Here is a 13,502-nt window from a genome sequence, read left to right on the forward strand (position 1 = left end):
TATAGAGGTGAACTGAGTGAGGGGTGTGCTTTATTTGGCTTTAATTTCAATGGTTTATATTGTGATTGATGAGTTGTGATCGGGTTAGCAAATACAAAAAAAGGGCTGACTTTCGTCAACCCTTCTAAGTGTTTACGGCTAATTATAGAGCGGCAATTGTTGCTTTTTGCTCTGCAAGTTTAGCTAATGTTTCTTTGTATCCATCTAGCTTTTCACGCTCTTTAGCAACCACGGCTTCTGGTGCTTTCGCCACAAAACCTTGGTTGTTTAGCTTGCCTTCGATACGCTTGATCTCGCCTTCAGTTTTCTTGATTTCGCCAGCTAAACGGTTTAGCTCAGCGTCTTTATCAATCAGGCCTGCCATTGGGATCATTAGCTCAGACTTGCCAACAAGCGATGTTGCACAAGCTGGAGTCTCAGCGCCGTCTTCTAGCAAGGTAATGTTCTCAAGCTTCGCGAGAGACATTAGCACGGCTTTGTTCGCTTCTAGGCGAGCCGCATCGTTATCGTCTGCCGATTTGATCATGACATCTAATGGCTTGCTAGGGGCGATGTCATATTCTGCACGTAGATTACGAATGCTAGTGATGAACACTTTAACCCACTCGATATCATCGAGAGCTTGTTGGTTAAAGTTTGCTGCATCGTATTGAGGTAGAGGCTGAGTCATGATGGTTTCGCCATCAACGCCTTCTACTAGAGGTTTCACGCTCTGCCAGATGGTTTCTGTGATGTATGGAAGCACAGGGTGAGCAAGACGTAGTGTCTTTTCAAGAACCGTGATTAGAGTGCGACGAGTCGCGCGCTGTTGTGCTTCAGTGCCTTTCCAAAGAACCGGTTTAGTCAGTTCTAAGTACCAGTCACAGAATTGGTTCCAGATGAATTCATACAGAGTATTAGCCGCCATATCTAGACGGTAAGTGTCTAGGTGAGCGTTAAACTCTTTAGCGGCTAATTCAAACTGAGATTCAATCCATTTGTCAGCGAGTGAATATTCTAGCTCAGCATCAGCGGCAAAACCGCAATCTTGATCTTCTGTATTCATTAGTACGTAACGGCTGGCGTTCCATAGCTTGTTACAGAAGTTGCGGTAACCTTCTAGGCGTTTCATATCCCAGTTGATGTCACGACCAGTCGATGCCATTGCCGCTAGAGTAAAGCGTAATGCGTCCGTACCGTATGGTTCGATACCATCTTCGAAGGTTTTACGAGTGTTCTTCTCGATTTTCTTCGCCAGTTGCGGTTGCATCATGTTGCCAGTACGTTTAGTCACTAATGACTCAAGATCAATACCATCGATCATATCGATAGGATCAAGTACGTTACCTTTTGACTTAGACATTTTATCGCCGTTTTCATCACGGATTAGACCCGTCATGTAAACCGTTTTAAATGGTACTTGTGATTTGCCGTCTTCGTCTTTCACGAAGTGCATGGTCATCATGATCATACGAGCAACCCAGAAGAAGATAATATCAAAACCAGATACTAGAACTTCTGATGGGTGGAATGTTTTCAGTGCTTCAGTGTCTTCAGGCCAGCCTTGTGTACCAAATGTCCATAATGCAGAAGAGAACCAAGTATCCAATACATCGTTGTCTTGGTTAAGAACAACTACTGGAGCAAGGTTATGTTTCTCACGCACTTCTTCTTCACTGCGGCCAACATACACTTTGCCGTCGTTGTCATACCATGCTGGGATGCGATGGCCCCACCAAAGTTGACGAGAGATACACCAGTCTTGAACGTCACGCATCCAAGCAAAGTACATGTTTTCGTACTGCTTAGGTACAAATTGAATTTCGCCGTCTTCAACCGCTTTTACTGCAGGCTCCGCTAGAGGTGCTGTGCGCACATACCATTGGTCAGTCAGCATAGGTTCGATGACCACGCCGCCACGGTCACCATAAGGTACAGTTAGGTCGTGATCTTTAATTTCGTCTAGAAGACCAAGTTCTTCAAATTCAGCAACGATAGCTTTACGAGCTGCAAAGCGTTCCATACCGTGGTATTTCTCAGGTAGGTCAGTGGCGTATACATCGCTTTCTTCACCGTTAGTCGTGAACACTTCTGCGGCATTACGGATATCCGCGTTGAAGGTTAGAATGTTGATCATTGGTAGGCTATGACGTTTACCAACTTCGTAATCGTTAAAGTCATGCGCTGGAGTGATCTTCACACAACCTGTGCCTTTTTCCATATCCGCGTGTTCATCACCTACGATAGGGATCAAGCGGTTAACTAAAGGCAATAGGATGTTTTTACCGATAAGATCTTTGTAACGAGGATCTTCTGGGTTTACCGCTACGCCAGTATCACCAAGCATGGTTTCTGGACGAGTGGTTGCCACTACGATGTAATCTTTACCATCAGCGGTTTTTACGCCATCAGCAAGAGGGTAGCGGAAGTGCCACATGTGGCCTTTTTTATCTTTGTTTTCTACTTCTAGATCAGAAATCGCAGTGTGCAGTTTTGGATCCCAGTTTACTAGGCGTTTGCCACGGTAAATAAGGTCTTCTTCGTACAAACGTACAAACACTTCTTGAGTGGCAGCCGATAGGCCGTCATCCATAGTAAAGCGTTCACGATCCCAATCCACAGATGCGCCAAGACGACGAAGTTGTTTAGTGATAGTACCGCCTGATTCGCCTTTCCACTCCCAGATTTTATCAATGAAAGCTTCACGGCCGTAATCGTGCTTAGTTTTGTTTTCTTCTGCGGCAATCTTGCGTTCAACAACCATTTGGGTTGCGATACCGGCGTGGTCGGTACCCACTTGCCAAAGGGTGTTTTTGCCCTTCATACGTTCAGCACGGATCAGCGTATCCATGATGGTATCTTGGAATGCATGTCCCATGTGTAAGCTACCTGTGACATTCGGCGGCGGGATCATGATGGAATATGATTCTTTCGTGGTGTCACCGTGTGGCTTAAAGTAGCCTTTTTCTTCCCAAGTCTGATACAGATCTTGTTCGATAGATTGTGGGTTATATGTCTTTTCCATAATACTCTTACATGGATAATTGGTTGATGGCAAACTGCATAAATTAAGGGTTTATTAACGATAGATTAATAAATGCTTTAGCTATGAAGTTTGGGTTATTTGTTTAGTTCTGTTTGTTCAGTTCAGCGATGGATACGGTTTGCATTTGATACCCAGCGTGACGATAGATTTTATATCTTTCTCGGGCAACATGCTTCGCTTTTTCATCACAAGGGACGAAGTCTACCACTTGAGAGACTATTCCCGCAAAGTTTGTATCATCTTCCGCCAGATTAATGACGATATTACGTGTTCTATGTAGCCCTGTTGTGCCGCTCCCTATTTCAACTTGGGTGCCGTTAACGGGCCCTTCACCACTAAGATTATGTGCGATAAAATCAGCATTATCGAGTTGAAACAAAACATCATCCCATAGCTGGGCATGCGGCTTATCTTGGGTGTTGAGATAAATGCGCGCACCTTGCCGAGTAAAATGTCTAATTAGGTAGCAAACGTATTGTTGAAAACCTAGCTCAGAATCTACGGCGCTGTTAGGTTCGATGAGATAAAAAGTGGCGATAGACATGTTCTTTCTCAATAAAAGCGCCTCCCGAAGGAGGCGTAATATAGGTTAGGTTAATTGCCGTAGGCGATTAAGACTCTACCGCTTCTTGTCCGCTACGGTTTAGTAAGAACTGAACCAATAATGAAACAGGGCGACCTGTTGAGCCTTTAGCTTGACCTGATTTCCATGCTGTACCGGCGATATCTAGGTGAGCCCAGTTATACTTTTTGGTAAAGCGAGACAGGAAACAACCTGCGGTGATAGTACCTGCAGGGCGACCGCCAATATTTGCCATATCAGCAAATGGGCTGGCGATTTGTTCTTGGTATTCATCGGCCATTGGTAGGCGCCAAGCGCGATCTCCCGATTGCTCAGAAGCGTTTACTAGCTCATGAGAAAGCGGGTTGTGATTTGATAGAACGCCACTGATATGGTGACCAAGTGCAATCACACACGCGCCAGTTAGTGTTGCTACATCAACTACACAATCAGGTTCAAAACGCTCAACGTAAGTCAGTGCATCACACAAAACTAGGCGACCTTCAGCATCGGTATTTAATACTTCTACTGTTTGTCCTGACATCGTCGTTAGAATGTCACCTGGGCGATAAGCATTGCTGCCTGGCATGTTTTCACAGCCAGCAAGAATGGCCACCACATTGATTGGCAGATTCAATTGTGCCAAGGCTTTCATAGTGCCGAACACACTGGCCGCGCCACACATGTCGTATTTCATTTCATCCATGCCATCGCCTGGTTTTAGTGAAATACCCCCTGAATCAAAGGTTAAGCCTTTACCAACAAGCACAATAGGTTTAGCGCTTGCGTCTGGATTGCCTTTATATTCAATCACAGACATCATGGATTCGTTGTGTGAACCACGACCTACAGCAAGGTATGAAGTCATACCCAGTTTTTCCATCTCTTGCTCACCGATAATTTTAGTGGTGACTTTCTCATAGTCATCAGCTAAACGGCGCGCTTGAGAAGCAAGGTATGCTGGATTTGCCACATTCGGTGGCATGTTGCCTAGGTCTTTTGACGCTGAAACACCTGATGCAACCGCTAAACCATGATTGATCGCTTGTTCGCCAATGTTCAGTTCACGACGCGTTGGTACGTTGAACACTAACTTGCGTAATGGGCGACGTGTTTCTGGCTTATTGCTCTTAAATTGGTCGAAAGTGTACAGACCGTCGTTCGTCGCTTCTACAGCTTGACGCACTTTCCAATAAGTATCGCGACCTTTTACATGCAGTTCTGTTAGGAAACAGACCGCTTCCATAGAGCCCGTTTCGTTTAACGTGCTAATGGTCTTTTGAATGATTTCTTTGTATTGACGTTCACCAAGCTCTCGCTCTTTGCCACAACCTACCAGCAAAACGCGCTCAGAAAGCACACCAGGTACTTGATGTAACAACAACATCTGCCCTGGTTTACCCTCTAAATCGCCTCTGCGCAGTAGGGAGCTTAGGTATCCGTCACTGATTTTATCTAGTTGCTCTGCAACTGGTGAAAGACGACGTGGCTCGAACACCCCAACAACAATACAAGCACTGCGTTGCTTCTCTGGGCTACCACTTTTTACGCTGAACTCCATGCCTACTCCTACATCGTGAAGACAAACCACAATAAATGTTAGATAATGCCTGCTTAACTTGTTGAATCTTGGTCAAGAGCTATGTTTACTCAATGAGTATAAGCAAGTTAATTGATTATCGATTAGTCAGTAAATTTGAAAAATAAAAGGTTCATTCAGAAATTATAGCGATTCCTGTAAAAATACAAGTTTTGCATCCAAGCTTATAGGGACTTTAGCGTGATTATTGTTAGATATTTGATCCGCGAGACAATCAAGAGTCAGCTGGCCATCTTTTTCGTACTGTTTTTAATCTTTCTAAGCCAAAGGTTTATCAGTGTGTTGGCCGATGCCTCAAATGGCGATATTCCCGCCAGACTTATTATGACTGTAGTTGGTCTAAACATGCCCGCCATGGGCCTGTTGATGCTACCACTGAGTCTATATATAGGTATTTTACTTACTTTCGGACGTTTATATGCTGAAAGTGAGATTACAGTAATGAATGCAACTGGGATCGGAAATAAATTTCTGATTCAGGCTGCGTTGTACCTTGCACTGATCACTTCTGGTATTGCTGCATTCAACTCATTGTACTTTGCGCCTTGGTCTCAAGATAAAGAAGCACAGATAATGGATAAGTTGGCCGCAGAAACTAGCGTAGAGTTATTGCAAAAAGGTCAATTCCAAAGCACGCCAGACGGCACCGCTGTGGTCTTTATTGACGATTTAAAAGACAAAAAATTAACCAATGTATTTGTCGCACAAACTGTGGGTGAAGGTTCTATTCGTCCAAGTGTGGCGTTTGCAGATTCTGGAGAAGCAAAAGAGTTATCTGATGGTCGTCAGATTTTAACTCTGTATAACGGTACCCGCTATGAAGGGATTCCGACTCAGCTGGATTACATGAAGACCAATTTTGATGAGTACGATGCACTCATTGGTCAGCGAGAAGTGAAACCTAAAGGTCGAGACTTTGAAGCGATTCCAACCATTCAGTTGTTTAATAACCCAGATCCAAAAGCGAAAGCAGAGCTGCATTGGCGCATCAGTTTAATTATTTGTATTCCATTATTAACCTTGGTGGTTATCCCCTTGTCTGCGGTAAACCCAAGGCAAGGGCGCTTTGCTAAAATGGGACCTGCTATCTTGTTTTATTTGGCATACTTTATGGCAATCAGTGCCGCAAAATCCGCGATAGAAGAGGGTAAAATCTCCGATGTTGTGGGGATGTGGCCAATGAACATAAGTTTGCTCCTTGTCGGCATTGTCTTAAACTCAATAGACAGTCTGCCAGTGCGACGTTGGAAAGATAAGATTCGCCAGAAGAGGGCTTCTTAAGTGTTTAAGATTCTAGATTTATACATAGGCAGAACTATCATTGCGACCTCTAGCATATGTTTAGTTACCCTAGTTGGCCTATCTGGCATTATCAAATATGTTGAGCAGTTACGAAAAGTAGGGCGCGGCACGTACGATCTGTTGCACGCACTGTATTTTGTTCTTCTGAGTGTGCCTCGTGATATCGAAATGTTCTTCCCTATGGCTGCGTTGCTAGGAGCCTTGATTGCTTTAGGCACATTAGCAACCAGTTCAGAGCTGACAGTTATGCAAGCGGCGGGCTATTCCAAAGTTAATATTGGTATGTCAGTGCTTAAAACCGCTGTGCCATTGATGTTGATGGTTATGCTATTGGGCGAATGGGGCGCGCCACAAGCGCAAAAAATGGCACGAGACCTTCGTACCGCCTCTATTTCTGGGGGGCATATGGTATCGACTCGCGCCGGCGTTTGGGCAAAAGATGGCGATGACTTTATTTATATTGGCCGAGTGAATGACGGCAAGCTTCAGGCGGTTAATATCTGGGAGTATGACCAGAATAAAGAGTTGGTCAGAAGTATGTTTGCCAAAGATGCCAACTATATTGGCGATAAAACGTGGCAACTTAACCAAGTAACCACCACGCTTTACACCAACGAAACTCAGGTGAGTAAAGAGAAAGAAGCCAGTTTAAATTGGCAGACCACCTTAGTGCCAGAGCGGCTTGAGATAGTTACGGTTAAGCCCGAGGAACTCTCTTTAACCGGCTTATACAGTTACGTCACCTATCTGAAAGATTCAGAGCAAGATGCCTCACGCTATGATTTAGCCTTTTGGCGTAAGATCACTCAGCCATTGTCCATCGCAGTAATGATGATGTTGGCACTGTCATTTGTGTTTGGCCCATTGCGTAGTGTTACTATGGGGGCAAGGATACTATCTGGGGTCATTGCCGGCTTCTCGTTTTATATCTCATCGGAGTTTTTTGGCCCGTTGAGCGTGGTGTATCAAGTGCCGCCTATGTGGGGGGCCATCGCACCGAGTATTGCCTTTATGTTAGTGGCGATCATCTTGTTGCGGCGTAAGTTGTAAGCGAGTACAGCAGTTAAAACAGAAAAGGAAGGCATTGCGCCTTCCTTTTTTAATGAGGGTAACGTTAAGTCGTAATTATACTGTTGGCAGTACCACAACTTCGGTTTTTGCCCACACATCATGGAAACCACGCTTTTGGTTATCCAATGGAACAGATAGGTTACTTAGACCAAATGCCGAAGTTGCAATGCGAATGCAAGCCTGAGTGACACTGATGAGGGAGCCATCGCTATTTTGTACTCGTAGTTTCCAAGCTCGCATCCCTATAGTCTGCCCAGCTCTTGTCCAGAAAAACACAAAAAAGCCAATCCAAACAGCCGCCAAGTATAAGGTAAACAATACGCTCCACAGTGGATGACGGGTTAGATAATCACTAGCATCGAGATATTGGCCATAGTCCATTACGCCTGCCGCCACTAAAGCCTCAAAGATGGCCACAACAAGCCCTGCCGCCATCATTTCAATAGCGATAATGATAAATGCATCGTATAACCACGCACTTAAACGTCGAATCAAACCTGCTTTAGGTAAGGTATTTTGTGAGTTCATTTTCCTGATATTCTAATAATTGTATTTTGAGAGTCAGAATAGCCATTTGCCCGCTCCGTGCAAAGCAGTACAGTGTAAAAAAGTGCACTTCATGTTTAAAAAATATGCGAACGAATCATAATTACTATTTTTATCCTTGCGTGACGGGTTCGGTTACGTATAATGCGACACATACCTTCAAGGTATGCAGTGCCGGTGTGGTGAAATTGGTATACACGACGGATTCAAAATCCGTTGCCTTCGGGCGTGGCGGTTCAAGTCCGCCCACCGGTACCATTATTTAAATGATAAAGCCTCGACGAAAGTCGGGGCTTTGTTGTATCTAGCGTAATCAAATGCTTAGCTCGGCTTCTTCGCTTTATTTTCTGTACAACTCTCTAGTAAAAACACTCTTCCATTATTTTTTTGCATCGTATTTAGCCATGTCAGTTTTGCTACTGAGGACAAATATGGGCAAGTGTCGTTTTTGATGTGCTGTAAAGAGTCAATTTGCCGCAAAACTATCGTTAAATCAGCTTGATTTGATATCGAGCGTCAGGTTTTGTCTGTATACCGTTATATAGTATGTATTGAAGGTTTCCATTATAAATTTGAAGTATTTGGTCGTAACGCTATGAATAAATTAATTTTATTAACTCTGTGTTTGTTTTATGCAGGCTCTGCTTTGTCTGCTGAGAAAGCCCATAAAGATTGGGTGATTGATACAGATGGTTCTGAATATTTTTATGCGGCGACGCTAAACAACAGCGGGCATGTGTTTGGTAAGTACTGTTACTTTGAATCCGAAAACTGCATGTACATCACTGGGGTTGATATCAAGTGTACCAATGGGAATAAGTATCCAGCGCTTGTTAACTCTGATTCGGGTTCGATGAATACTACGCTGCATTGCGGAGGTCGGGTTGAAGGTCAGAATGTGCTGATATTTGAAAACTTTGATGATATTGAAGCGACCGTTAAAAAAAGCAAGCAACTGGGTATCGCTATTCCTATGGAAAACGGCAAGTTTAAAGTGTCTCGCTTTAGCATGTCAGGTTCAACTTACAGCATAGATAAAATGACCAAAGAAGCAGAAAAGCATTTGGCTTTATCTAATGCTGATAGTGAACTCTTGTAGTTTATACCAATCGTACTTAATAACTGGTGCGAATCAATATTTATATGTGGATTTTGTATGCAATCAAAGTTATACATATTAAGTTAAATTGTTGATACGTATTAATAAACATGGATGTGTAGTAATGGAACAATCGGATGAAATCTCTCAGTTTTTAGACTTTTTGGCAGATGCAATTTTGATTGTGGATCAGCATTCCAATATTGTATTTGCGAATAAGTCCTGTGCTCGGTTATTTGGTTATGAAAGAGAGGTATTGCTGACCTTAAAACCGAACGACTTGATGCTACCGGATGCGACCAATCATCACGATGCCAAAGTGAGTCACTTTGTACTCAACCAATCACAAGCTAGAGCCATGATGTCTAGAAGCATTATGCCTTGTCGAAATGCCAATGGTGATGGGTTTAACGCCCGAATTTCTATAGCGAATATTGTGTTTAATGGTAAGAGGTGTGGAATCGCAACCCTGCAAGATTACTCAAGGGTTCAACAGCTGATAGATGAGCTAAAGGATGAAGCCAATACTGATGCGCTAACAGGCCTATTTAATAAGCGACACCTTGATAATGTACTCACTAATCAGTCATTGAGAGTGCTTGATTCTGGTTGTTTGGGAGTGGCCTATCTGGACTTAAATGGATTTAAGTTAATCAATGATACCTATGGGCATGACATTGGTGATCAGCTTCTGCTAGAGATATCTAAGCGTTTGACAGGGCGGTTGCGTAGTAGCGATATTTGTTTTCGAGTTGGTGGGGATGAATTCTTAATACTGTTTAATATTAATGACCACAACAACTATGAAAAAGAAGGCAAAGGTATTGCGACTAAGTTACATCAATTAATTTCTGAGCCTGTTTCGATAGATAAAGTCGATGCTGACCTCACGGTTGGAGTCAGTATTGGAATTGGCATTTATCCCCATGACGATCGTGAATTATCAGCGTTAATAGAGAAAACAGATAGGGCGATGTATTTAGCTAAAAAGCAACAACTACCGTATGTGTTTACCTCAACGTTAAGTTGATCGGCGTGAGTAAAAAAGTGATTGTAGGTTTTGATTGGGAGCTTAGGCTCTTACCATCAAAGTCTACAATTCAATAGTTTTTACCTATCAAAACAATAATTATTACTGAATTCTTTTACTTTCGTTAGCCCTTTATTCTAGCCCTAGTTAAATTTAGGGAATGTATTGTGGATAAGAAAGCATTGGTTGTTGAGGGCGGGGCAATGCGTGGCATTTTTGCCGCGGGTGTACTGGACGCTTATTTAGATTGCGGGCATCAGCCTTTTGACTTTGCGATTGGTGTGTCGGCGGGGGCTTCTAATTTACTGGGCTATTTGGCAAAGAAAAGACAGCGCAGTTATCAAGTGATTACTGAGCTTGCCACTTCTAAACATTTTTACAGCTTATCTCGCTTTGCAATTGGTGGAAACTTGACCGATGTTAAATGGTTAAGTGATGCTTCGATGGAGCAATACCCAATTGAGCTCGATACTCTTTTCAATTCTATTCCTCTTTACGCCGCAACAACTGATATTGAGTCTGGATACGCAAAATATTTTAGAGTCTCTAAAGAAAATATGTCAGGGGTGATGGAAGCGACCACAGCATTGCCGATTGCCTACAAACATCCGCCTTGTTTTGCTGGTGGCTGTTTTACAGATGGCGCAGTGGCCGATTCTATCCCGGTAAAAGAGGCTTATCGTCGCGGTGCTCGAGATATCACAGTCATTCTCTCTCACCCCCTTTCTTACAACATGCCGGAGTCTAGCTCTTATTGGCTGATGAAGCGTCTGTTACGTGACACGCCTAAAGTGGCTGAAACGCTGGCCACTAGAGCAAAACGTTATAATCAAGCGTTGCAGTTTATTCGTTTTCCACCCAGTGATGCGACGATTCGGGTGATAGCTCCACCAGAGAACTTCCCAGTTAAGCGCTTAACACGTAAGAGAAAATTATTGGATATTGGTTATGCAATGGGAGTGGATGCAGGTAGACAGCATGTTGCTAGTTTGCGAGGGAAAGAGCGATTCTCAAGGGAAGAGTGTACCGCTTGTTTTGCTGTTTGAGGCTGGCTTATCAAATTGAACCACCAGCAATCAATATTCTTAAAACCTGTATAGCACTGCAAAAAATTTAGTTGTTTCTAAAGGCTAGTCTTTGTTTTTGCTACCTAAATATGTAGCGTAACTGTAAGTAGCTCCAGCGAAACATAAAAGGATTGCCATCCAGATTGTTGTATCAAGATCCATATCTTTATTCTCAGTTGTTGATTTTGAAGCGACAATGTCACCTATTTTGTGATGAAGTTCAAATATTTATTTGTGTTTGTAATGATTTGAAGGTTTTTTTTTAGATAAAAAGTAAAAAAAGCCAGTCATACGGGGTATGACTGGCTAACTAAATGCTCAGCGATTGTGTTAGTTATTATTTTCTTTTGTTATTGCTCTTTATTATCGCTTTCACAATGATGAGCGTAGCGCATAGCAAACAAGTAGAACACCACACCAAAGACGATGATTCCGCCCATCCAAACTTGTGTAAATCCATCTAATCCCATTATTCTTCTCCTTTCTCGTCGCTACCAATTAATCGTGCAATTACGGAAAATACAATCACAATCCCCATAATCGTTGCAAATGCGGTTAGGAATAGTTCAGTTGCTAAGTTCATTAAACACGTTCCTCTTTCAAATTAAGTTGGGCTTTTTTCGCCTCTTTATTTAGTTTTTGTTCTTTAAATAGAGCAGGTCGCGAATGCTTGACTACGCTGTTACCTACAACCGTTGTCACCAGAGCGACGATAGCGACGATATGAGCATTCTCAAGCATAGATAGACCTAAAGTGTGTTTGATATCAGTGAATGACCATACTAGGTTGATAACCCACGAAGACATCAGCACAGTTTGAGCAACCATCAAGTTACGCTTCCAAAACAGTCCAGTGATAATGATGAAGAAGAAAGGCACTAGCCACGCAAACAACCAAGTGATCGCAAGGATAACGTTTGGTTGTAGGAACAGAGTCATTGCCGCAGCAAGAGCACCGATGATCATAATCACTTTGCGGATAAGCTTTTTCTCATGCTCTGGAGAAAGTCCACCTTCCACATTGGCGCCGATAATGTCTTTTGCAAAAATCGTGGCCGGAGCGAGTGCTGACATTGCGAAAGTAGAGAGTAGAGCGCCTAAGAAACCCGCTTGCAGAAGGATAACCAACCAAGTAGGTAGCAGTTCAACAATTAGGGTGGCACCCGCAAGTTTAGGACCCAGCTGTGCAAACTCAGGAATCGTTGCCGCTGCCAAGCCAACCAGAACGGGGAATACACCAAATAGACCATTTACTGGAGCGGCAATCCATAGTGAGCGCTTGATAACTTTCTCATCTTTCGCTGACATTGCTGCCTGCATACCTTGTTGGTTTACTGACTGGGCAAACACCACAGAGAAGATAGCCGCTAGCGAGAAGCCAACAAGAATGTCTGGCGTTGCTAAGATAGACAGTTTGAATTCTTGGTCGTTCGCAACGTAGTACTGAGTGACACCTTCCCAACCATTTGGCAGAACAAAAGCTAAGTAGATACCGGCAATGATAATTGAACCATACATAACCACGGCATTGATTAGGTTCACCCACATTGTTTGCTTGATGCCACCCATAGTGACATAAGCGGTACCAATTGCAGCGCCCAATACAGCAGACCAGCCTAGAGACCAGCCAGACATTGCAGAGATGCCTATACCCAGCGTTTGCGTCTCTAGAGTCACTAGCCCAAAGACAACCATTGCCCCAACACACGCGGTATAAGTACGAAGTTGCTTGTTGTACAGTTGGCCAATCAGTTCAGGAATAGTTGAACAACCAATGCGGCGAATCCAACGTCCTGTACCTAAACAGATGACACAGATAAGAATGGTGTGAGCGAAACAGAACCATAGAGCGACCGCACCAAGTACGAAGGACATCTCCATAAGACCATAAACGTGGGCAGAGCCAAGATAGGTGATTGCAAGGGTCACTGAGAACATTGCTATGTTCGCATCACGACCGCCAAGGGCCATGTCAGTGACTTCGTTAGTTTGAGATTCTTTCCATTTTAAATACCAACCGATACCGCCTATAACAATTGCGTTATATATCAGTACCATGAGTAATATATTGCTCATCATTGCCTCGAATATTATATGTAGGGTTGGTCTAATTAATTAACGGCCGTTATTTTAATGTCGACTTATTATTAAGAACAGAATAATAATACGTGCTTTTATATTATAAAAATAAGAGGAGGCT

10 protein-coding genes and 1 tRNA gene are annotated in these 13,502 nt (G+C 43.2%); 6 read left to right on the plus strand and 5 right to left on the minus strand.

Features of this window, described 5'->3' with window-relative positions; translation table 11 throughout:
• Positions 1–142 precede the first annotated feature (142 nt).
• The 3 genes from VHA01S_RS09415 to pepA form a co-directional block, all read right to left on the minus strand.
• Positions 143–3,004 (minus strand): valine--tRNA ligase, encoded by a 2,862-nt coding sequence (locus VHA01S_RS09415; protein ID WP_023404135.1) that lies wholly within the window; start codon positions 3,002–3,004, stop codon positions 143–145.
• Positions 3,005–3,107: 103 nt separating this feature from the next.
• Positions 3,108–3,569, minus strand: a complete 462-nt coding sequence (locus VHA01S_RS09420) for a DNA polymerase III subunit chi (protein WP_023404136.1) — start codon at positions 3,567–3,569, stop codon at positions 3,108–3,110.
• 67 nt (positions 3,570–3,636) lie between these two features.
• The gene (gene pepA / locus VHA01S_RS09425; RefSeq protein ID WP_023404137.1) at positions 3,637–5,148 is read right to left on the minus strand and encodes a leucyl aminopeptidase; all 1,512 of its coding nucleotides are present in this window, start codon (positions 5,146–5,148) and stop codon (positions 3,637–3,639) included.
• 219 nt (positions 5,149–5,367) lie between these two features.
• Between pepA and lptF the strand changes: the two genes are divergently transcribed.
• Both lptF and lptG read left to right on the plus strand, forming a co-directional pair.
• The gene (gene lptF / locus VHA01S_RS09430) at positions 5,368–6,468 is read left to right on the plus strand and encodes an LPS export ABC transporter permease LptF (protein WP_023404138.1); all 1,101 of its coding nucleotides are present in this window, start codon (positions 5,368–5,370) and stop codon (positions 6,466–6,468) included.
• Positions 6,469–7,539 (plus strand): LPS export ABC transporter permease LptG, encoded by a 1,071-nt coding sequence (lptG, locus tag VHA01S_RS09435; RefSeq protein ID WP_023404139.1) that lies wholly within the window; start codon positions 6,469–6,471, stop codon positions 7,537–7,539. It abuts the gene before it with no gap.
• Between the two features lie 75 nt (positions 7,540–7,614).
• On the opposite strand, the gene VHA01S_RS09440 is transcribed toward lptG, so the two are convergent.
• A complete protein-coding gene (locus tag VHA01S_RS09440) occupies positions 7,615–8,088 on the minus strand; it encodes an RDD family protein (RefSeq protein ID WP_023404140.1) in 474 nt (157 codons plus the stop codon).
• Between the two features lie 191 nt (positions 8,089–8,279).
• Between VHA01S_RS09440 and VHA01S_RS09445 the strand changes: the two genes are divergently transcribed.
• The 4 genes from VHA01S_RS09445 (at position 8,280) to VHA01S_RS09460 (ending at position 11,281) form a co-directional block, all read left to right on the plus strand.
• Positions 8,280–8,364 (plus strand) — tRNA-Leu (locus tag VHA01S_RS09445).
• A 337-nt stretch (positions 8,365–8,701) separates the two neighbouring features.
• Positions 8,702–9,205 carry a hypothetical protein gene (locus VHA01S_RS09450; RefSeq protein ID WP_039970576.1) on the plus strand — a complete coding sequence of 168 codons (504 nt, stop codon included), beginning with the start codon at positions 8,702–8,704 and terminating at the stop codon, positions 9,203–9,205.
• 124 nt (positions 9,206–9,329) lie between these two features.
• Positions 9,330–10,235, plus strand: coding sequence for a sensor domain-containing diguanylate cyclase (locus tag VHA01S_RS09455; protein ID WP_023404142.1), 906 nt, complete (start codon positions 9,330–9,332; stop codon positions 10,233–10,235).
• A gap of 167 nt (positions 10,236–10,402) precedes the next feature.
• Positions 10,403–11,281: a patatin-like phospholipase family protein gene (locus VHA01S_RS09460; protein WP_023404143.1), complete on the plus strand. Its 879-nt coding sequence runs from the start codon at positions 10,403–10,405 to the stop codon at positions 11,279–11,281.
• A gap of 603 nt (positions 11,282–11,884) precedes the next feature.
• Here the strand turns inward: VHA01S_RS09460 and VHA01S_RS09465 are convergent.
• Positions 11,885–13,360, minus strand: coding sequence for a sodium:solute symporter family protein (locus VHA01S_RS09465; protein ID WP_162890988.1), 1,476 nt, complete (start codon positions 13,358–13,360; stop codon positions 11,885–11,887).
• Positions 13,361–13,502 lie beyond the last annotated feature (142 nt).

It is taken from the genome of Vibrio halioticoli NBRC 102217 (assembly GCF_000496695.1).
GTDB lineage: Bacteria > Pseudomonadota > Gammaproteobacteria > Enterobacterales > Vibrionaceae > Vibrio > Vibrio halioticoli.